Genomic DNA, 21616 nt, shown 5'->3' with positions numbered 1-21616 from the left:
AACCTTAAACTTTACTTCCTCCCCCAAATCAAATTTGTTAAAAATTCCTAATAACCCTCCCAAAACTCCCCAGCAATCCGAATCTATTATACTATCTCAATAAGGTTGGGAGAGGAAATAGACATGGCCAAACAGGATATTCTTACCACAACCATTCACTTATCCATCGATAACGGCAGCAGTCATATTAAAGGCATCTACGATGATTTGAACAACAGTTTTATTTTCCCTAATGTTGTCGCACAACCGTTTGGGGAGCGCTTCCTGTTGATGGAACAGGGGGATCCCTTAGACTTCTTAGATGTGCAGATCACATCGCCGGCGATTGATACGGAGCAATACCGTCATGTCTACGTTGGAAATTTGGCAATCGGGGATGAAGGGATCGTTCATGAGATTGTAGGAGATAAAGCCGTTCAGAAGAAGGCCCAGCGGCCGGAAACGATGGTAACCCTCCTCACGGCTGCGGCATACGCCATTGCGATGAAGCATGAGGCAGCAATTAAACGCGGCAAGAATCGCATTAAGGCCACTGTACACTTAGGAACGGGACTGCCCATCAGAGAGATCACGAAGTTTAGCGAAGAATTTGCACATAAAATAACAGGCGGTGTACATACCATCACGTTTGTTACGACACCGGGGCTTAAAGGTGTAACGGTGGAGATGGAGTTTACGTTGCCATCGGATATTAGCATTGATGATGTATCAGGTGTTTATGACATGGAAGCTACTTCCAAGTCGCAATTGTCACATAAAGGCTTCGGGATAGCGGATGTTGGCGGTGTCGATATGGATATCGCGTTTTTCCGACCAGGGCTGGATCTGGATCAACGGCATTCCACAGGTGCCAAAATCTACTTAAACGACGCATTGGAGAGCATACGAAACGAGATCAATGCGCAAGGCGAGGAGTTAATCTCCAGCACAGCGGAACTGACACTCATGCTCGTCAACAAGGAGTATGAAATCTACGCCGAGGGTAAAGTTGCTTTTGACATGACAAACCTCGTAAACCGTCACATGCGCATCCTAGCCGAAAAGGTGTTGAAATACGCCCGTAACTCATGGAAGCATGTTCGTTACGCCAATGAGTTTTGGTTTATCGGTGGCGGGGCGATCGTACTGCAACCTTGGATCGAGAAATTGAATGCCGAACTAGGCTTACCGATCCGATTTGATAAGTCAGAGTACAGTCAATTCCGCAATGCTCGCGGTACTTTCTTTTTGCTGGAGCATGCCTTGAAACATACGAATAATGAAGCAGCGGCTGGCATTGAAACCCAGAAGGAAACTGAGGCTGGGAGCGGAGCGGATTGAAGAAACGGAGATCGACTGTTTTGGTGAGTCCGGGTAAGGATGTGACGCTTTACATTCCGACAGAAACACCGCCAGAGGTCATTGCCTATATGAACCAATTGAAAGCTGAGGGCATGTTTAGTCATGGTATTATGGATATTTTGACAAAGCATATTCTTCATGAACAACCGCTAGCGGCGTTGGTTGGCGAAGAGGCTCTAAATCACGTTAGCGAATCATTTGCAGATGATGATATTTTCTTCACAGCACCTAGGGAAGACCAGGCATCTAGGGATGCCTCGGTTGTTAACAGCCAGAAGAACTTCAGTCTGGAAGACATATTTCGGCAAGCCAGCCGGAATGCTGGCAAGCTATTGTAGGATATAACTGGGTGGGGTGAACTCCGATCATTCATGAAAAGGGGGACATCGAAATGTCTAACGAACAAGCACAAGAGGGTAAGCGTACTTTTACACTTTCGGATGATATTTTTCGTCAACCAGGTTTAGATTTATGTTCTCAAATGGTCTATATTATTTTGAAAAGCTTCGGCTCTGAGTCGAATTTCCCTCAGCTATCTGAGATTGCCAAGCTTGGTCGTATGACAGACAAGCAGGCGATAAAGGCCTTGCAAGATCTCGTAGATCTGAGAATTCTGCCGCATAAGCTGTTCCAGCGGATGGTCGGTGATTTCCAAGATGACCGTCTCTCCTGGGCGGCAAAGGGATTGCTCATCTTTTGCAAGGAGAACCCGCATGTTCACTTACATGACTTGCTGGAATTATCCAGCCAATCGGGCGAGGATGAGCTCAGCATTCGCAATTCGATACGAGAGTTAAGCCAGCACGGCTATCTGGATGAATATCCAGAATGGCGACAAATCGCGAACTGATCCCGAGTGAGGATAGTTTGGGGCCAAATGAGACACATTAAGGCGTATGCCAAGGCAACGCGTTTGGCAACCCAACCATTAACGTTAAGAGGTGATCATGTGAGCGGTAGAAATAATAAGCCGGATAATGACGGTCCAGCAGGGAAGCCGGGCAGGCTTGACCAGTATGGCGACACGCTGGGGTCGAGCAATGAGGCGGAGTTCGCAGCGGCAGCCAATCAGGCTTGCGACGTTTCCTCGACAGAGGATTTGAACGATCAGGGACAGCACGAATAACGGGAGTTTAAAAAGTAAGACCGTAAGACCATCCTACGCCTAGGATGGTCTGTTTTATTTCTTATGGAAGTAGAGGGAGATCCTTAATACTTTACAAACAGTCATTGGATAACTCTGCTAACATTTACCCTGTAAAATAGTCCCTGTAGAACCAGAAAACTATATTATACGAGTAAGGGAGATCTTAAAATGTCGTTACGGAGTAAGCTTATTCTATCCTTCACCATGATTCTCATCATCCCGTGTTTGACTGTAGGCTGGTTTGCTTACCAGACCTCTAAAGATAAGGTCAAAGAACAGATTATGCACGCGACTGCTGAAAATGTGAAATCATTAGACAAGCTTATCGACGCGTATATCAAACCCATCCAGAAGGATGTTGATTATCTAGCGCAAAGCATGTCCAACCAAGCACAAATTCAGGAAGTGTCCGTGTCTTCACAGCAAATTTCGAGCGGAGCAGAACAGACCATCATGGCGATGGATGTCATCTATCAAGTCGTGGAGAATAGCGCGTCGGCAACTCAGAATGTGTCAGCGGCGGCACAGGAGCAGCTTGCATCCATGGAGGAAATAGCGGCGTCATCAGAGACCTTGGCTAAGATGGCAATTGAACTTCAAGAGATGAATGAAAAGTTTATCGTTTAACGAAATTGACTAGCGTGCAGGCGTAGAAGGGCATCCATACGGGGCTCTTTTCACATCAAAATGGGCTGGGGGAGAGCTGTGTTGCATCTCCGTCTGGGCACAAGAGGAGTTCGGAATCTTTTGTCGAATCATGTAAAAAACGATTCTATTTGGAGGCCTAAATGAACCCAGCGCAAGCTTCTAAAATTGCAGTTCATAACTTATTAAACATGCCATCGAATCGTTCACAACGAAGATTTGTCTTCATCATTGGTGCAATTGTTTGCTTTATTTCGATGCTTTCCATCCCTTATGCCAGAGTGAAGCTGTCGGAATTGCAAGCGTATCAACCAGCGATCTTTTCGACGGTTATTTGCTTTGAATTAATTACAGCTTACGTTTTGTACAGTCAATTCCGGGTCAGCCGAGCACCTTCCATGATCGTGCTTACTGCGGGGTATCTTTTCTCCGGCGGCATGAGTTTGATGTATCTACTGACTTTCCCTGGCATATTTGCCCCGTCAGGTTTGTTTCACGCAGGCACTCAGACAGCACCTTGGATCTATCTATTCTGGCATGCGGGATTCCCGTTAGCTATTTTCGTATATATGCTGCTTGAATATAAATGCAAAGATGTGCAGTTAAGCCCACGGATGGCCCGGAATGTATCGGTGCTGACCGTGTTAGCCGTCATTCTTCTCATTAGCGGGTTTACCGTGCTTTCAACGTATTTCCATGATCGGATGCCGGTTGTTTTCTTTAACGGAAGTCTCAAGCCATTGTTCACATATGGAATTGGATTGCCGATCGTGTTGTTCAGTACGATTGCTCTGGTGCTTTTCTATAGAATGACGAGGGGCAGTACGGTGACCGCGGCCTGGCTTTGTGTCGCGCTGTTGGCGTCATTACTTGACGTAGCCATTGTCCTTTGCGGCGGGGGCAGGTTCAGCGTCGGCTGGTATGTGGCCAAATGGAACACGTTCGTATGTGCGAATGCGGTATTGCTGGGAATGATTTATGAATTTACTAAAATGTATGTAAGCATGACGGAACTGTATCGCAAAGTGACCGAAAGCGAAAGTAGATATAAGGTTTTATTCGGTGAAAGTCAACTGGCGGAACGGAAGATTGCCAAACAGAACGAGATCATCGAACGTATGCTCGAATCCAGCCATGAAGCGATTGTGATGTGCGATGTTCAGGGGCATGTCGTTTTTGCAAATCGGCGCTTCGAGCAGTTGTTTGAAAGACCTCTATTGAACGGCCAGAAGCTGGCGGATTACTGTGTAAGCATGAAGGCAGCGCATGGAACATTGGCTAGCATTATCGAGAACTATTTCAAAGGGCGAATGCAGCCGTTTCGTGAGCGAATTTCAATGGTTACGAGTGGAGAAAAGACAAGATATTATGAGTGCTATGTTAGTCCACTTGCCGATGAAGCGGATGGGATGCTCCATGGCCATCTATTCGGCTTCCATAATCGCACGGACGAGGTACGTATGGTTTATTATGATGAACTAACCGGACTCCCTAATCGGAGATATCTGGGGGAGCGTCTCATGGAAGCATTAGAGCGCGCGAAAGACAGTATTGCAACATTTTCCGTATTCTTTATGGATTTGGATGGATTTAAGAAGGTCAATGATACGTTAGGGCATGAGATGGGGGATCGTCTGCTGCAAGAAGTCGCCCATATTCTACAGTTGTGCGTAGGGAATCGCGGCGTTTGCGCTAGATGGGCAGGCGATGAATTTATCGTTTTGCTGGAGATCATTGAAGGTCGGGAGCAGCTGGAAGAAATCGCTCAGAGCATTATACAAGCTATCCAGGATCTGCGTGAAGTAGACGGTATGAAGATCCATGTTACGGCGAGTATTGGCGTTGCCATCTATCCAAATGACGGATCTGAAGGGAAAACCTTGCTGCAGCGCGCGGATCAAGCGATGTATGAAGCCAAGATGAGAGGCAAGAACAATTGCTGCTTTTTCACGCCAGCTTCTGAAGATGAGTTAGGTAACCATTAGGAAAATATGCCACACCGAGCTGCCCTGATGAGGGTGGCTTTTTTAAAAGGAATAGGACTTTATTACTATCCCTATATATACGGCCTCTCGCCGAAGGTGCTACAATGAAAGCAATAGAAATAGGTAGAATCGTGATTGAAAAGTAGCTACTGGGGGGCTTCGTCGTGAGTGAACACGCATCTGCACAGCGGACAACAAATAACCAGACATCGGTCCAATCTCCAACGAGTTCTTCAGCCGAGACGGTAGCTCAAGGTACGATGGATGCACGTCAAATGACATCAGCAAGAATTATGCAAATGCAGAGAACCATGGGTAATCGGGCTGTGCAGGGCATGATTCAAAGGATGGGCAGCGGCCAATCGATCGTCCAACGAACATTAACCCCAGCACAGCAGCAGAAAGCGAAATTGGACACAGAACGTGACACGAAGGTTGCGGATCTTGCAATAGCGTCCTTTAATGAGATTAGAAAAAAAGTGATTACAAATCTCGAGACGTATTTGACGACAGATTCGGGTGCGAGTGCGATACGTAAAAATGTAAAAGACAAAGCCATCTCCGAAATAAAGAGCAGTATGACGACGGGTACGCAAGAACAGAAAGATGACGCCTTGAAATATGCGCAAGAGAGCGCAGAAGGCATTATGATAGCAAAGCTAAAAAAGTATTCGGAAGACGTAACGGATGGTGAGTTTAAGTTTGCTGATAAAGAGAACGTTTTAAAGGCAGAGGCAAATAGTGCTTACAATGTTACACCTAGTCTCAACGAGGCCACGTTTGCGAAGCAAAAGACGAAAGCTGCCGCTGACGCACAGAAGAAGTTGAATACACTGGCTAAAACGTTGCTTACGAATGCAGTAGCAAGTTCCAAAACAGTGATCGAAGCCAAATTTGCAACCCCGACTACACCGGGAGGCGTAGCTGGTTTTGATCGTATTGACGTAGGAGATGTTGGGACGAAAGAATTAACAAAGCGAATTGGTCTAGATGACAAATTGGTTGATCAAACGGTGCTCAGAACGGAAACTGGCGCTGGCGGTAGTACGAAAGAAATTAGGGACATGGAGCATATTTATTTAAGCAAGCTTTTTGAACCGTTGAAAAAGGCTGTTTTATTGAAATTAGGTGTAGGTCGACGTGAATTTAGAAGATCCAAAGAGCTGAACGAGTATCGCAATGGACTTAAGCAAGCGGCTCGGGAGAAGGTTAATGCGCAAATAGATGCCGAAATCACACGTGCAGGGCAGGCTGCCGGTACGGGTGCTGCAAGTACAGCGGGTGCAGCTCCAACTGGGACTGCGCCAACGAGTGTCCCATCAACAAGTGCACCAACAACGGCTACGCCTACTAGCCAAGCGCCTGCTAGTGTCATTGCTTCAAGTGGCATGAATAAAGCTGAGTATATGAAAATGGCTACGAAAGCAGCTGCTTATAAGGATTCTAAACAACTTGTAGATGATGTCATGGGAGAGGAAGCTATCAAGATTATTGAGCTCCTTCTTCCGAGGGCCGCAACGATTGAAAAGCTGATGATTGCTGGAAAGAGCTCAGCCTATGAAATAGCTAGAAAAAGTCCCGCAGAGAGGGCTAAAATTCAAACTGCGAGTATTGTAGGGGCTAATGCCCTGGCAGAGAAATTATTGAAAGATAATAAGGATAAGGCTGTACTTGAAGCGAGAAAGCTGAGCAAGGGCACGAAGAAAACCGCGACTACGGCGGCAACTACCCCAGATGCAGTTAAGGCTGGACAAGTGAAAGCAGCTATTCAGGATAACGATAAGACCGAGAAACTTGCGAAAGCTGTCATCAAAAAGACAGTTGAAGCACCTGATTTAAACACGGGCTTTAACAAAATGGGTAAATTGATCGATCTATCTACACCGAATGCAGGCGATTCCAGTTCATTGGATTTTGAGCTGAAGATCCCGATTGCATCGGCCGCGGGCGGAGGGAATGCGTACTTCCTGTTCGGCTTCGGGGGTGAGGCTGAGCGAGAAGCGGAGGACTTGACCGTAAACACCCAACTGACGTTCGGTGCCGGGTTCACAACCTTTGGTTTTGACGCGAATGCCCGGTTCGGTCTGTTCCTAGAAGGAAAAGGGAAAAATACAGACAGTGTCATGAATTTACTCTCCTACGGCTTATACAGGGAAATGAATAGCATTAAGCCTGCTGCTGCTGCGCACTTCTGGGGCATGGGCGGAAGATCCGGAGATTCCAAGCTGGTCGAAGCCGAGAAATGGGCCATGATGATCGAAGAGCAGCATATGGACAGTAATGCCGAGGTCAATGTAGGCGGACTAGTGAAGCTGGCGATGGAGGCGAATGTAGGCGTTGCCGAGTTCTCCGCAGAGCTTGCGATCAAACGTCTTAGTAAGTACAACAAGGAGATTATTGAGAAGAAAGGGAAGGATCCTACTTCCGGAGCGGCGATGTCAGCAAGCGAGCGGTTAGCTGGTAATAAAAACGCGATTGGCAAAGGCGAAGTTAACACGACTGTTGAAGCGGGGACAGAAATTGAAGTTGGCTTTGGGAAAGACAAAGTAGCATTTGGACTTGAAGGCTCTATGACAAAAGCGAAAGATGAAGCTCAAAATGAATGGTTGCTCAAAGAATTGAGTCTGCAGCTCTCCGCAAGCATTCCGTCGCAATTCGGTGAAGAAGGCGACGATTTCACTAAATATGTGTCCAAAATCGTGACAGCAGCCATCGGCGGTGGTAAAAATGTGTCTGCCTTACTCCACAAAATTTTTAGTAAGGAAAAGAGGAATGAGGCAGATAGTAAAAAAAGATCAGCGGGGACTGCACTTGATGCGGGAAGCGATGCGCTCTTCACTGGCAATTACTTCGATGACATTGGAGCTAGCTTTGCAGAGAAGATAAAGGGCGACGAAACCGTGAACGACACGATGCGCTCCTGGCTTCCTGGGCAAGACGACAGTGCATCTGATATTGAGCAAGTTAATAAAATCGGCTTGTCCAATGCCCTGCAGCTTTCTGTCGGATTCAAGAAAGAGTACGATGGCTGGGGCAACCCAGGGAATTGGGAAATATCGATTGAAGCTAGCCAAGTCAAATCGCTCGAAGTTGATGCCGAGATTGTGAAGGTCGCTGTTGAGAAAGCGAAACGATTGGGCAAAATCGAATTCGCCAAAGGTAAAAAGGTAAAAGGTGAGTTCCTAGGGTTTAGCGGGGGCGGTCAAGATCGCCCAGCACCAGCTAGTACAGTGGCGCCAACGGTAGCGCCAGTACCAGCTAGTACAGCAACGGGCGGTCAATCAGCGCCGACTCAAGCCCCGCCAAGTACGGGAAGCGCGGGAAGTCAACCCACACCAGCGCCAGCAACAACGGCCACAGCTACGGGAGGCCAAGTCATTGTGCCAACGCCATAAATAATGCACATATAGGAAGGGAGGCTAGTAGATGGTTAATATAGGAACCGGTGACAACGCTGGGAAGTCACGGATTGATTTGGACCATCCGATCTCGTTCATCACGCTAACTGGAGACAGCCTTAAGGCTTCAGTGAAACGCATCACCCTAACCGTAACAGAAGAGACAACGCTATGTTCGCTCTCGCTTGAAGTGGAGTGGCGGGTGTATCAAGAGATGATCACAGGAGAATGGATGGGTCTGCTCGCAACTGCAAGAGCGTCGGAGATTGATTTCGAGGAAGATCGCTTGATCGAGCTTCGAGTTAGGTTAAGGCAAAGCCTTTTGAAAGCAGCCTTCCATCAGGGAGCAGAAGTTGAGCATGTGCTGCAAACTTTGCTGCAGGACACGGAAGAAGCGCATAAGCTCAGACTGAGCGAAAGTTGGCTGGTGACTGAAGTGAAACAGCAAATGGAACTGCCTGACGAGTTTGAGGCTGGCGTGTTGAAGAGAGGCTACAAGACACTTTGGGCGGAGTTCAAGGGGCTGCACGTTTATAAAGAAACCAAGCCTATTTTGAACGAAGTGGTGGAAGGCTATTTGAATCGCATAGCTATGCCCTATGAATGGGTAGGAGAATCGATTCTTCGATTCGATTACACGGGCGAGCAAGGCGCATGGATTGTTTTAGTTCGCACAGACGAAGAAAAGCAGGTCTGCATCGTATATTCTATCTATCCTGAGGTCGTCTCTGAAGAGCATCGAGCGGATATGGCTGTGTTCCTAACCGAGGAAAACTATGATCTGGTTGTCGGCAACTTTGAGTTGGATACAGAAGATGGAGAGCTGCGTTATCGGACAAGCATAGATGCAGAGAATGCCCAGTTTACCATGGAGCTGTTCGCCCGCATGCTCGCCACGAACGTAGAGATCATGGATTATTACTTCCACGCCCTCAGTGACCGTATGGAGCAATAGTTAGTTCTTGTTCAGTAATAAGCTTTGAGTATTGCTACCCTAACGAGGGTAGCTTTTTTTATTTGGAATAATTCTCAATAATAAACCGGAATTGTAAATCTCTATTATTCTCTAGTAGTTGTATTTCACCTGACAGATCACCTGGATTGATATTTATACTGCATGTATATGTCTCGTCAATGTAAACGGTCTAGTGTATAGCCCGTATTTCTTCTAAATAGCAATTAATGTGCTATTTCACTAGAACAGGCCATTTTATAGGTTCATACACTGATATTGCAAACACCCATTTAGATAAATGTTCCCTAGTAGCCAATACATCCATTTCTGAAAGGAGGGGTTCATCATTATGAATCGATCGCAAGTCTTTTTTAATCCTAGAGCTTTTGGTACGAAAACATTTCGTATTGAAAAACTTGTTGCCAAACTTAGTCCGTACAAGGTAAGGGAAAAGGCTGACATCTCCCAATCTCAAGAAAGTGGCTTAGAGGAGATTTGCATAATATGCAAACATAAAGAGCCATGCAAATGTGCGAAGCATAAGAAAAAGAAGAAAAGAGCATGCCACAAGGTAAAAAGAAGGCCTCAATGCAAAAAACATCACTGTAAGCGATGCCCTAGGGGAGAAAGGGGACCGGCAGGTCCAGCAGGTCCAGCAGGGCCGCCAGGTCCACCGGGACCAGCAGGTCCAGCGGGTCCAGCAGGTCCAGCAGGTCCAGCAGGTCCAGCGGGGCCACAAGGGCCAGCGGGACCAAAAGGACCACAAGGGCCAGAAGGTCCAAAAGGACCAGAAGGACCAGAAGGACCAAAGGGACCTAAAGGACCAGAAGGACCAAAAGGACCGAGAGGACCAGAAGGACCGAAAGGACCAGAAGGACCGAAAGGACACGAAGGACCAGAAGGGCAAGAAGGACCGAGAGGGCACGAAGGTCCGCCAGGTCCATCACCTAAGCCACCAGGTCCACCAAAACCACCAGGACCACCTAAGCCACCGGGACCACATAAACAGGAAGATAGATCTAGCAATGAGGGCTGCAAATGTTGCCACAATGCGAATGATGCTATGCAAAATCTTCTAAATCAACTCAAGAACATTAAATTGAAAGAGCTGCACACACTAGACTACTCCAATGGGAAATATTCGAATGTGAAAATCATTTCCGCCGAAAACCGTATATTAAATTTTGCTAGCAATGGAGTCGAGCGATTCGTACCTATTCATCTCATTGCAGGTTTGGAGATATGGGCGGGAGATTTTGATAGTAAGATGCTGGATGCTGCAGAAAACTCAGATAAAAACGAAACCGATAACAGCGATAGCTCAGCTATGATAAGTTTATTTAAGTCATTAGTCGGTAAGTCGAAGGTCGATTTCAACACATTAGCCGAACAGTTAAACGATGTATCCAATGCGGCAGTGATCGGACTTAACGAGGGTATCGTCGTATTGTCCACGCGAGATACGGTCTATGCTGTTACCTTAAGCAGTATTTCCGATATTTCAAATGTAAAAAGCATATAATTTATGCCCCTCCTGTCAATCGTGAGAAGTGTTTCTTAAATAGATAACTTGTTCTCTAATGATCGGAGGGGGTCTGTGTTTATATCCACGTACAAATACCCTCTAGTGATAAGCGTGGAGTTTTTAAGAGACGGGTCATTCGTTTAGTACAAACCGTTGCCGGGTGCGTATATATACATCATGCAAGAACAACCAACCACTACCTGAAGGGGGAAATGATTATCATGGCATTTGAATATTCTGTGCTGATGGGTAAACAAGTTAGACTTGATCGTGGAGGTCCTGAGTCTAGACAAGGTGAGATTGTTGCAGTAGGTTTCGATTATGTTGGTATTTATAATGAGAAGGATGGACTCATCTACTACAACACGAGTCATCTGAAGAGTCTTACAGTAAATACCAAGGACTCTGTGGAGTATTTAACGACTGCACCGACGCATCCTGAAACATTAAAAGTTATGGAAGCTGACAACTTTGTTGCTTTGTTGAAAGGAATGAAGAATCTTTGGTGCCAAGTGAACCGTGGTGGTCATGAAAGTGTTCAAGGCGTTTTAGCTGAAGCGAATGATGATTATATTACCATGGTTGTAAACCATGAATTGGTGACTATTTTTAACTTTCATATTAAGAGTATGTCTTACGGTATCAAAAAGGAAAATCAAGAAGAGAAAAAGGAACAAAAACAAGATAGTAGCGAGAAAAAACAAGATAATAGCGAAAAAAAATAACACGTCTCTGAATTTGAATCGTAGGTGGGAGGAGGGGGAAATATGCCTAACATTTTAGTTCTGCAGGAGCAGCATTCAAAAAAACCTTCACCTCCCTCTTATTGTCTCCGTTGTTGGTAGAACCAGCCTAATCATAAATATCAACTATTGTAGTGCCTAGCGTTGTAGAGAGAATACTTAACCTTAATACTAGGTTTGCTGTATGGACGGGCTGTCTATAGAAGTGAGAGGGGGTGACATTGATGGACCACTTTCAGAAGATGCTAGGAGCGGTTATTGATGTTGAATTGCTTGGTGATAAATGGCATACAGGCATTCTGGTAGATGCAGGGCAAGATATTCTAGTTATATATAACGGGGATCGTTATATCTATATTCCTTCTTTTCATATTCTCAACCTCTGTATGAATACTCAAAAAAGTTCAACGGACTTCTCTGCTCTTACTGAAAAGCCAATTCATAGTGATAAAATTTCGTATAGGAAAATACTAATGAATTCTAAAGGGGTATTTACAGAAATTTTTGTTTCAGGGAATCAGCCCGTGCATGGTTATATTACCCATGTCATGACAAATTATTTCGAATTTTATTCCCCTGTTTACAAAACGATGTTCATACCGTTAAGCCATCTGAAGTGGCTTACTCCATACAATGACTACCAAACACCCTACCTTCTTGATAAAAAATTTTTTCCTGTAAATCCTTCTGATTTGCCTCTATCTCGATCTTTCGAGGAGCAGCTGAAAAAGCTGGAAGGCAAAATAGTTGTTTTTGATTTAGGGAGAACCCCTAGTAAGATAGGATTGCTAAAAGAAATAGATAACAATACTGTCCACATGATTACAGCGGAAGGCAGGACCTTTTATACAAACATTCAGCATATTAAAAGCGTCCATTCGCCGACCATGTAACTATAAAATTTGGAGGTAATGCATATGCCTGGAGGAAAGGGTCCTGGTAAACACGGCCATGAGCATGGTGAACACAAGAATGAGAATGGCAGTAAGGAACAAGAAGTAAAAGAAACGAAAGAAACCAAAGAAACGAAAGAGACAAAAGAAACAAAAGAAACAAAGGGAACAAAGGGAAAAGAACAAAAAGAGGAAAAGGGCGGTAAGGAAGGTAAGGAAGCGGCAAAAGGATCAGAGCATAAAGAAGAAAAAGGCAAAGGCAAAGAGGGCAAGGAAGGCAAAGGCAAAGGTAAAGAAGAAAAGGGCAAAGAGGAAAAAGAAAAAGGTAAAGAAGGTAAAGAAGGCAAAGAAGGCAAAGGTAAAGAGGAAAAGGGCAAAGAAGGTAAAGGTAAAAAGTAGGTTTTGAAGATCTAATATGCTTGTCTCCAAGCCCGTTTGAAAGCGGGCTTGAAAGGGTCCTAAAGAAGGAAAAGTTACAATATATGATAACGTTTAAGCCACTCTCATAAGAGGTGGTTATTTGGTCGTTTACTAATTGTTGGGTATTTCCAATAATGAAAGTAAAGCTTTTATTTTTATCGTATCAAATTCGGTCAACTGCTTATAATAAACTCGCACTAACTAAAACCTACATTTCAAGGAGTGTGAACAACATGTCAGGTCACAAGCAGCAAGGGCAATCCAGAAAAAATACAACTACGCGAACACAGGATCAGAGCAGCAATAAGGGTGGAAAATAACGCTGAGAATGCTTCCTCACGCATAAAAAAGAAAAGTCCATGCCTCTACTCAGAGGCATGGACTTTTTAATAGCTTTTACAGGAACATGCCGCCTGAAGCTTCGATCCGTTGTGCATTCACCCAACTCATCTCTTTCGTGCACATAGAAGCAATTAAGCCGCCGATATCATCGGGCCGCCCAGCTCGCCCAAGGGCCGTGATGGAACCAATGTAATTCTGCATATCTGGATTAGACTTCAGCACCCCGCCGCCAAAATCTGTGGCAATCGCACCTGGTGCAACGGTATTGACGCGAATGCCTCTACGGCCCAATTCTTTGGCCCAGTATCTCGTTAGCACTTCGACTGCGCCCTTCATAGCTGCATAGACACTGCTGCCTTCCATAGCAAACCGGGTCAAGCCAGTCGAAAGATTCACGATGCCACCATGATCTGCAATAAGAGGCGCTAACTGCTGCGTTAGAAAGTATACACCTTTGAAATGAATGTTCAATAGGCTGTCGAATTGCTCTTCAGTCGTGGCACCAAGAGGCGTACGCAAGCCAAATCCAGCGTTGTTGATCAGAAAATCAAACTGATCTTGCTGCCAGTGCTCCATCAACACGCCAGTCAATTGTGCAACAAATCCATCGAATGAAGCGATATGACTAGCGTCTAACTGTAAGGCGGCAGCTTTACCACCGAGTGCTTCGATATCTTGTACAACGAGCTCCGCTTGATCTTTTTCTTTGTGATACGTAAGGATTACGTCAATACCTTTTGCTGCTAATGCCATAGCTGTGTTTTTACCAAGTCCTCGGCTTCCGCCCGTCACTAAAGCGATTTGTTTGCGATTGTCCATTGTATACACTCCTTGTAATCCGTTATTGTCCATCACTTGTTGCTCGCTATCGGATGGGCTATGATGAGGGTATCACTTCGAGTTAACTCTAAGTCAAGGGTTGGAAGGAGCCAATATTATGAATTACACAATCAATGAGGTTGCCCATCAATTTGGACTGTCCGCACATACGTTAAGATATTACGATAAAGAAGGTCTGCTGCCCTTTATTACAAGGAGCAGTTCGGGGAATCGCGTGTTTACCAGTAAGGACTTAGATTGGGTAGCACTCATTTGCTGTTTGAAAAATACAGGCATGCCGATCAAAGAGATCAAGGATTACGTCTCGCTATGCATGAGAGGCAGCGAAACGATCGGCATTCGCAAAGAGATGATCGCACAGCATCGTCAGATGGTGCTGAAGCAAATCGAGGATATGAAGCATAATTTGGAACTCATTGATGCGAAAATTGCCTTCTATGAAACACCCGGAGTCGGAGAGATGCTGGATGAGCATCTAGGGAAATTCCCCGTCGAAAGTTGAAGAAGGGGCGATCCTTATGCAGGGCAACAACGAGGTCAATGCAAAGAAGCGCTCACCTAAGTAGGTTGCGCTTTTTCGTAGTCTCACTCTAGTGACAAGAAAAAACTATCCAAGCCGAATGCCAATTTCCCAGTGGTAGCCAAAAGGATCGACAACACGCCCAATACGCCAGCCATGGCCTTCATTCATGGGTGCAATCTGCGTTGCTCCAGCGGCCAGCGCTTGCTTGAATAAAGAATCCGGATCGTGGACGGTCACGATCATGCGAAATGAACCTTGCTTTACGTACGCAGCGTCGAAGTCAGGATCCTCTTGCAGCCACAAATCGGCTCCTTGGATGGACAGGTTGATGATGGCGATCTGGCCGGTATCCTCTTCAAGGCGGTACAACTCGCACGCTCCGAACGCGGACTTGTAGAACTCAGCGGCAGCAGCGACGTTGTTCACAGAAAGCCACGGCGCAATTGAAGCCGCAGGTGATAGGGATGAAGCTTGCGTGATATGGTTCATACATCCAAAACTCCCATCTATGCCGGACATCGGCTGATCAGATAAACAACAATAAAGGAGAATTCAACCATGGCTAGCCTAAAACCTTTTGATTATATGGAACAAATCGAAAAAATGGAAACGGAGCTCACACAGCTGAATGCAAGCAGGTCACTGACCGCTGTGGCAAGGAAGCTTGAAGTTAAACAAGTGGGCAAATGTACACTGCTAAGGGACACAACAGGGCAACCCTCAGCTTACTATAATCGGATCAAGGGCTTCGGCCCGGAGGACCTGCACAATCTTGATGTATTGTTCAGCGAATATGAGCCGGCTGCACTGCCTTCATTCGATTTGACACCGAATCACATGACAGAAGAGGTGACTAGTGCGTTGATCGCGCGAGGTTTGGTCCCCGTGGAACAACTGGTTTTCATGGTGATACATCCCGCCGACGCGCTGGAGAACATATCAGCTTATCCCATTGAGCGAGTAACGGAGGCGAGTGCGGAGACATTGATCCAGTGGATCCAGAAGTCACATGGGCAGATGGCTATCAATGAGGACATGATCGCGCGTGCGAAGCCTTATTTCTACAGTCCCAATTTCATTAATTATATGCTGACCATTGAGGGGGAGCCTGCGGCGATGGCGTCACTCTTCCGAAGTGGTGAAGCGGGGTACATAGCGAATGATTTTACCTTTCCGTCGTTCCGCGGCAGAGGCTGCCAGGCAGAGCTACTGAAACAAAGATTATCGGATGCAGCCCGATTGGGCATCACAACCGTGTTCACGGACGTGGAGTTCGGCTCAACGAGTCACGCGAATATGGAGAGGCTAGGCTTTAAGAGCGTATTTCTCAATACGTTGTGGATCAAAAAGTAACAGACTCAAAAAGAAGGCAGCCCCTGTAGATGTATCTACGGAGGCTGCCTTTACTCTTTACTTTTTCTCATGAAGGAAGCTGCACATAAAACGACGTCGTCTCGTGCTGCACGCTTTTCGCATAAATTTTCCCCTTATGCTGCTCTACGATCGATTTGGCTATCGCTAATCCAAGCCCGTAACCGCCGTGCTTGCGGGAACGCGAGGGATCCGCGCGGTAGAAGCGATCGAAGATCCGTTCCACATGCTCAGGTGAGATGCCTTCGCCTGAATTCGTGACCGTCAGAAGCGTATCGTTATGATGTTTCTTGAAGGTGAGCGTTATAGCGCCCTTCGGTGGCGTGTATTTGATCGCATTATCCAGGAGAATCATGACCACCTGCTTGATTTGCTCGCTGTTGCCATACAGGGTCAACGCAGGCTCAATGGCATAGTCCAGCGAAATATCCTTCTCGAACACGACGGCTTCCATCGTGAGAAGGACGCTTTCCACAGATTCACTCACATTGAAACTGTTGTAAAGCATACGCTCCCTAGAATCGTCCATCTCTGTGAGATATAGGAGATCATTGGTGAGCGTCTTCATGCGTTCCGTTTCGGATTTGATACGGTGCAGCCACTTGGATTGATTCTCAATCGTATCATCGCTGTTAGCCAAGAGCACGTCTGCATTGGTGTTAATGACGGCTAGCGGCGTTTTCAACTCGTGAGATGCATCAGCGATAAATTGTTTCTGCTTGTGGAACGCTTCTCGGACCGGAGCGATGGAACGGTTGGCGAAAAATCGGCTTGTAAAAAAGATGACAATCAGCATCACCAATCCGACGAGCGAGAACGTATACACGAGATTCGTCAGGATGTTCTGCTGAGCGGTGACGTCGAGATAGACGACGCAATAGCCGGTGTCATTCTTTTGAACCATATAAGCCCAGCGGTTGCCGTCAAGCGTGAACTGGCCGATATCCGACGTGCTGGCAGCGGCTTTCTGAATGGCAAGCTCGTAGAACGCGGTGTCCATGTCGTAACGGGAGTCCGTCGCCGTTATGTTCCACTGAGCGTCCGTCTGGAGCTGGAAAGAGACCGACCGCTCTGGCGGCGGGTTACTAGCTCCCTTAGTCTCTTGCTGATGAGGACCTCCGTCAGGTCCGAGCTTCGGGTTACCCTTTTTTCCATCAGGCTTCAAATAGAAATCAGAGACACGGTGCAGCTCCATATCAATGTCGGTCCGCACGTTCTGATAGGTGATGAAGTAAATCGTAGCGAAGGATAGAAGCATGATACAAGAAATGATAACGAGATTCACAATCAGAAACCGGTTGCGGAGCTTGTTGAACATTAGGAAGTCACCTCCTCCAGCACATATCCGACGCCTCTAAGGGTCGAGATTCGGACCGCCGCTTGTAGGAAGGTCAGTTTTTTGCGCAAAAAAGAGATATAAACCTCCACGTTGTTATGCTCCACCTCGGAATCGAAGCCCCATAGCTTCTCGATGATCTGTTCCTTCGATGTTACGGCATGCTTTCTCGTCATTAACAGCTCCAGGAGCTCACTTTCTTTTAGAATCAGCTTAAGCTCCTTCCCCCCGCACGTCAGCTTGAGATTACCCGTATGCAATTCGATGTCCCCGAACCTTAGCGCATCCTCCGGTATCACCACGCCTTTGCGTCGTAACGCCGCGCGTATGCGGGCTAACAGCTCCTCGGTTGAGAACGGTTTGGCCACATAGTCGTCGGCGCCGTAATCCAGTCCTGTAATTTTATCCGAAATTTCACCCTTCGCTGTAAGCAGAATCACAGGTGTAGAGATCCCGTTGGCGCGCAGCGTCTTCAGTATCGTAATGCCGTCCATCTCAGGCAGCATGATATCGAGCAATAGAAGGTCATATATACCGCTTAACGCATTGTCCAGACCAGATTGGCCATCATGAACGGCGTCGACGGAGTAATGGTGTTTTTTTAAAATTTGGGTTAAAGCCTCGGCAAGATGAACCTCATCTTCTACGATTAGTATTCTCATGTTCGTTTCCCCCTTAGTGCCGTCAAAATGCTTCTGAATGGCATGGCTTCATTATAGGCAGTGAACCTTTAATCAACCTTAATAGTAGCACCTTCATGCGGATTTACGAAAACTACATATATTTAAGTTTCACTAAAGGTTTGGGGGCTAAGATACAGTCATGGAACGGCGAACAACAAGCAACATCAAGCAAATCAAGTAGAAGGAGGCACACCCAATGGCCATTGAAGTATTTAATCGATACGAAAATAAGTATCTGATGGATACCAAAGCTTTTTACACCATTTACAATCGTCTGCTTGCCTACATGGAGATGGACGCCTATAACAAGAACGATCAATTCTATTCCATCAGCAACATTTACTTCGATACAGAGCATAATTCGTTAATTCGAACTAGTTTGGCCAAGCCGAAATACCGAGAAAAGCTGCGGATTCGAGCTTATGGAGTTCCTAAAGAGGATGCTAAAGTGTATCTAGAGCTGAAGAAAAAGGTGTTCGGACTGGTGAATAAAAGAAGAACAGCGCTGAAGTTGAACGAATCGTACGCGTTCGTACAATCAGGAATAGAGCCTGAGCTTCAGTCCTATATGAACAAGCAAGTCATTCAGGAAATAAAGTATTTCCTACAGCGTTATGAACTGGAGCCGAAGGTGTATCTCGCGTATGACCGGATTGCGATGTTTTGCAAAAATAACCGAGATTTGCGGATCACCTTCGACACGAATATCCGTTCAAGACGATATGATCTCAAACTGGAGAGCGGGGATCATGGAGAACAGCTAATGGCCCGCGGGCAATGGCTCATGGAAGTTAAGGCGGAGAAGACGATCCCGCTCTGGCTGTCCCATATGCTGTCGGAGCTTCAGATGTTTCGAACGAGCTTCTCGAAGTACGGCAATGAGTATAAGAAAATGCGAATGAATGAACACGAACAAATAGCGGGGGAGAGGAAACAAATATGATCGATTCTATTTTTGCACAGGTCACAGCTGGCACAGAATTAACGCTAATGAATGCCTTATTAACGCTTATTATTGCGATTGCGCTAGGCGCTATGATCAGCTTCACCTATATGAAAACACAAATCAACTACACCCAAAGCTTCACATTGACGATGATCGTCCTGCCGGTCATTGTAGCCATCATTATCCTTCTAATCGGCAGTAATATCGCTAGAGCCTTCAGCCTTGCGGGGGCTTTCTCCATCATTCGATTCCGAAGCGCTCCCGGGGATCCGAAGGATATCGCATTCGTCTTGTTCACAATGGCGGCAGGTTTGGCCTGCGGGGTTGGATCGTTTGGTTATGCGGTGCTCTTCACGCTTATACTTTGTGTATTGATGTTCGTTCTGAAGGTGACCAACTTTGGGGCCAAGAAAGCCGCTCAGAAGCTATTGAAAGTGACGATCCCAGAGACCCTGGGGTACGAGGAAGCGTTTGACGAGGTTTTCATGATGTTCGACATTGCTTATGAATTGAAAAAGGTAAGAACAACCGAGCTAGGCAGCCTTTATGAGCTGGTCTACATCGTGACGATTGACCATTTGACGAGTCAGAAAGAATTCCTAGACGCCATTAGATGCCGAAACGGGAATTTAGATATCACATTAACGATGAGTCCTACAGCATCTGAATTCTAATAAATATGTAAATGAGAGGAAGGATCCCTATGAAGAAACCTTTAAATATGAAGGGCGCAAATGTCCTGTTATTATGTGCTGTTGTGTTAGCCGCATGCAATGAACCGGCAGAAGTAGCCACCAATACTGGGAGTGCACCTACTGCAACAAATACGTCAGCGACGGCTTCTGGTGGAAAAATAACGACAACGGAGGTCATCCAAAAGGTCGAGTATGCGGCTGAGGATGCCTACACGGATTGGGCTTCTGCGAACCCGACGAAGATTGCGCTAACCGGTACTAGCGCGACGATTGAGGGGGAGGGCGCAGCCGCGAAGGACGGAAAGATTACGATCACGAAGGCTGGAACGTATGTCGTTAGCGGTAAATTGAACGATGGTCAATTATCGGTCGAGGTGAAGGATAAAGGCGTCGTTCGCTTAGTCTTAAACGGAGCTGAGATCTCGAACAGCACGACTTCGGCGATCTATGTTGCAGAGGCGGGTAAGACAATCATCAGCTTACAAGAAGGGACCGAGAACGTAGTCTCTGATGGAACAAAGTACGTCTATCCGGATGCTACGACAGACGAGCCCAATTCTGCGATTTTCAGCAAAGACAATCTGACGATCAACGGAACTGGAAAGCTTGTTGTGAAAGGCAACTTCAACAATGGGATTACAAGCAAGGATAAGCTGAGAATCACCGGAGGCACACTGGATATTCATGCGGTTGACGATGGGGTGATGGGCCGTGATCTGGTTGCTGTCCAGGCGGGCACCTTGACCATTGATGCGGGTGGCCATGGGATCAAAACATCGAACGATAAAGAGGGCTCCGAAGGCTACATCAGCCTTGCAGGGGGAACATTCAACATCAAGTCCGGCGAGGACGCTTTGCATAGCAGCGGCGGCCTAGACGTAAGCGGCGGGGAACTTCACATTAACGCTGGCGATGATGGCATTAACGCCGAGCTATCGATTGCGATCGCAGGGGGCACCATCGATATTGCGCAAAGCAATGAAGGGATCGAGGCGCCTGCCGTAGTGATCTCAGGTGGTAAAACCAGCGTAGTCTCCAGTGACGACGGGGTGAATATCTCTAGCGGAGCCGCCGAAGCTGCGGGAGGCGGGGCTGCTGTTCCTGGAGCGGCGAATGGCGGCGCAGCACCTGAAGGACGCGCCCCGGGCGGCGCGCCAGGGGAGTCCGGCGCGAATTCGAGCAATATGCTGACGATTACCGGCGGCAGCTTAACCGTCAATTCCAAAGGCGACGGCTTGGATTCGAACGGCTCCATTACGATGAGCGGCGGTACGGTCATCGTCAATGGACCGACGGAGAACAACAACGGTTCCCTCGACTACGACGGCAACTTCGTGATGACAGGCGGCTTCCTTGTTGCCGCGGGCAGCTCCGGCATGGTGCAAGCCACATCTGATAAGTCGACGCAAGCCGGCGTCCTGATGACGTTCACGAAGACCCAGCAGGCGGGTGCGCTGGTTCATCTCGCTGATAGCGCAGGCAACGCGATCATCACCTTTGCGCCAGCGAAGAACTACCAATCGGTGTTCGTCAGCTCACCGAATCTGAAGCAAGACACTTCGTACACGCTGAGTTCGGGAGGCTCGTCGAGTGGCACTGCAACGAAAGGTCTCTATGACGGCGGCACGTATCAAGGCGGGACGAAGGTCGTCGACTTCAAAACGTCGACACTCATCACGTGGTTGAATGAAACAGGCGTAACCACGGCTCGAAGCGGGATGATGGGTGGCCCCGGAGGCGGCGGCCCTAGCGGACAGGGTGGCGGTGGAGGCGGACAACGCCCACAAAGATAATATAGAGCTGTCCCACATGAACCAGTGTGGGGCAG

22 protein-coding genes are annotated in these 21616 nt (G+C 47.0%); 17 read left to right on the top strand and 5 right to left on the bottom strand.

The features are described from left to right. The first annotated feature begins 123 nt into the window (after positions 1–123). From AC58QO_RS20170 to AC58QO_RS20135, 8 genes are all read left to right on the top strand, one after another. The gene (locus tag AC58QO_RS20170) at positions 124–1320 is read left to right on the top strand and encodes an Alp7A family actin-like protein (RefSeq protein ID WP_497268644.1); all 1197 of its coding nucleotides are present in this window, start codon (positions 124–126) and stop codon (positions 1318–1320) included. Further along, a complete protein-coding gene (locus AC58QO_RS20165; RefSeq protein ID WP_497268642.1) occupies positions 1317–1679 on the top strand; it encodes a hypothetical protein in 363 nt (120 codons plus the stop codon). Before AC58QO_RS20170 ends, AC58QO_RS20165 begins: the two co-directional genes overlap by 4 nt. Before the next feature lie 53 nt (positions 1680–1732). Further along, the gene (locus tag AC58QO_RS20160) at positions 1733–2191 is read left to right on the top strand and encodes a hypothetical protein (RefSeq protein ID WP_497268640.1); all 459 of its coding nucleotides are present in this window, start codon (positions 1733–1735) and stop codon (positions 2189–2191) included. A 27-nt stretch (positions 2192–2218) separates the two neighbouring features. Further along, positions 2219–2467, top strand: coding sequence for a hypothetical protein (locus AC58QO_RS20155; RefSeq protein WP_497268638.1), 249 nt, complete (start codon positions 2219–2221; stop codon positions 2465–2467). A gap of 189 nt (positions 2468–2656) precedes the next feature. After that, positions 2657–3115 (top strand): methyl-accepting chemotaxis protein, encoded by a 459-nt coding sequence (locus tag AC58QO_RS20150; protein WP_497268636.1) that lies wholly within the window; start codon positions 2657–2659, stop codon positions 3113–3115. Between the two features lie 161 nt (positions 3116–3276). Beyond that, positions 3277–5118, top strand: coding sequence for a diguanylate cyclase domain-containing protein (locus AC58QO_RS20145; protein WP_497268634.1), 1842 nt, complete (start codon positions 3277–3279; stop codon positions 5116–5118). Positions 5119–5282: 164 nt separating this feature from the next. Further along, complete coding sequence (locus AC58QO_RS20140) at positions 5283–8513, top strand: hypothetical protein (protein WP_497268632.1); 3231 nt, start codon at positions 5283–5285, stop codon at positions 8511–8513. Between the two features lie 31 nt (positions 8514–8544). Further along, positions 8545–9471, top strand: coding sequence for a type III secretion system chaperone family protein (locus AC58QO_RS20135; protein WP_497268630.1), 927 nt, complete (start codon positions 8545–8547; stop codon positions 9469–9471). A gap of 600 nt (positions 9472–10071) precedes the next feature. On the opposite strand, the gene AC58QO_RS20130 is transcribed toward AC58QO_RS20135, so the two are convergent. Next, positions 10072–10509 (bottom strand): hypothetical protein, encoded by a 438-nt coding sequence (locus tag AC58QO_RS20130; RefSeq protein ID WP_497268628.1) that lies wholly within the window; start codon positions 10507–10509, stop codon positions 10072–10074. Between the two features lie 25 nt (positions 10510–10534). Here AC58QO_RS20130 and AC58QO_RS20125 point away from each other — a divergent pair, with 25 nt between their 5' ends. From AC58QO_RS20125 to AC58QO_RS20110, 4 genes are all read left to right on the top strand, one after another. Further along, positions 10535–10993, top strand: coding sequence for a hypothetical protein (locus tag AC58QO_RS20125; protein ID WP_497268626.1), 459 nt, complete (start codon positions 10535–10537; stop codon positions 10991–10993). A gap of 224 nt (positions 10994–11217) precedes the next feature. Next, positions 11218–11721 (top strand): hypothetical protein, encoded by a 504-nt coding sequence (locus tag AC58QO_RS20120; RefSeq protein WP_497268625.1) that lies wholly within the window; start codon positions 11218–11220, stop codon positions 11719–11721. A 242-nt stretch (positions 11722–11963) separates the two neighbouring features. Next, positions 11964–12632, top strand: a complete 669-nt coding sequence (locus AC58QO_RS20115; RefSeq protein WP_497268623.1) for a YwrJ family protein — start codon at positions 11964–11966, stop codon at positions 12630–12632. A gap of 18 nt (positions 12633–12650) precedes the next feature. Further along, complete coding sequence (locus AC58QO_RS20110; protein ID WP_497268621.1) at positions 12651–13031, top strand: hypothetical protein; 381 nt, start codon at positions 12651–12653, stop codon at positions 13029–13031. 417 nt (positions 13032–13448) lie between these two features. On the opposite strand, the gene AC58QO_RS20105 is transcribed toward AC58QO_RS20110, so the two are convergent. Then, positions 13449–14213 (bottom strand): SDR family NAD(P)-dependent oxidoreductase, encoded by a 765-nt coding sequence (locus AC58QO_RS20105; RefSeq protein WP_497268619.1) that lies wholly within the window; start codon positions 14211–14213, stop codon positions 13449–13451. Positions 14214–14331: 118 nt separating this feature from the next. Between AC58QO_RS20105 and AC58QO_RS20100 the strand changes: the two genes are divergently transcribed. Then, on the top strand, positions 14332–14736 hold the full coding sequence (locus AC58QO_RS20100; RefSeq protein WP_497268617.1) for a MerR family transcriptional regulator: 405 nt from the start codon (positions 14332–14334) through the stop codon (positions 14734–14736). Between the two features lie 105 nt (positions 14737–14841). Here the strand turns inward: AC58QO_RS20100 and AC58QO_RS20095 are convergent, their stop codons facing one another. Further along, positions 14842–15276 carry a VOC family protein gene (locus AC58QO_RS20095; RefSeq protein ID WP_497268615.1) on the bottom strand — a complete coding sequence of 145 codons (435 nt, stop codon included), beginning with the start codon at positions 15274–15276 and terminating at the stop codon, positions 14842–14844. Positions 15277–15315: 39 nt separating this feature from the next. On the opposite strand from AC58QO_RS20095, the gene AC58QO_RS20090 reads away from it, so the two are divergent. Beyond that, complete coding sequence (locus AC58QO_RS20090; protein ID WP_497268614.1) at positions 15316–16110, top strand: GNAT family N-acetyltransferase; 795 nt, start codon at positions 15316–15318, stop codon at positions 16108–16110. A 67-nt stretch (positions 16111–16177) separates the two neighbouring features. Here AC58QO_RS20090 and AC58QO_RS20085 read toward each other — a convergent pair whose 3' ends face one another. Both AC58QO_RS20085 and AC58QO_RS20080 read right to left on the bottom strand, forming a co-directional pair. Next, positions 16178–17446, bottom strand: coding sequence for a sensor histidine kinase (locus AC58QO_RS20085; protein WP_497268612.1), 1269 nt, complete (start codon positions 17444–17446; stop codon positions 16178–16180). After that, positions 17446–18126 carry a response regulator transcription factor gene (locus AC58QO_RS20080; protein WP_497268610.1) on the bottom strand — a complete coding sequence of 227 codons (681 nt, stop codon included), beginning with the start codon at positions 18124–18126 and terminating at the stop codon, positions 17446–17448. Before AC58QO_RS20080 ends, AC58QO_RS20085 begins: the two co-directional genes overlap by 1 nt. A 217-nt stretch (positions 18127–18343) precedes the next feature. Between AC58QO_RS20080 and AC58QO_RS20075 the strand changes: the two genes are divergently transcribed. The 3 genes from AC58QO_RS20075 to AC58QO_RS20065 are packed head-to-tail and all read left to right on the top strand — an operon-like array spanning position 18344 to position 21581. Next, positions 18344–19090, top strand: coding sequence for a polyphosphate polymerase domain-containing protein (locus tag AC58QO_RS20075; protein ID WP_497268609.1), 747 nt, complete (start codon positions 18344–18346; stop codon positions 19088–19090). Further along, positions 19087–19767, top strand: a complete 681-nt coding sequence (locus AC58QO_RS20070; RefSeq protein WP_497268607.1) for a DUF4956 domain-containing protein — start codon at positions 19087–19089, stop codon at positions 19765–19767. Before AC58QO_RS20075 ends, AC58QO_RS20070 begins: the two co-directional genes overlap by 4 nt. 29 nt (positions 19768–19796) lie before the next feature. After that, positions 19797–21581: a carbohydrate-binding domain-containing protein gene (locus AC58QO_RS20065; protein WP_497268605.1), complete on the top strand. Its 1785-nt coding sequence runs from the start codon at positions 19797–19799 to the stop codon at positions 21579–21581. The last annotated feature ends 35 nt before the right edge of the window (positions 21582–21616 follow it).

The organism is Paenibacillus sp. J31R30, assembly GCF_059692115.1.
The sequence above is the reverse complement of the archived record's forward strand: the minus strand, read 5'-3'. Positions and strand labels throughout refer to the sequence as shown.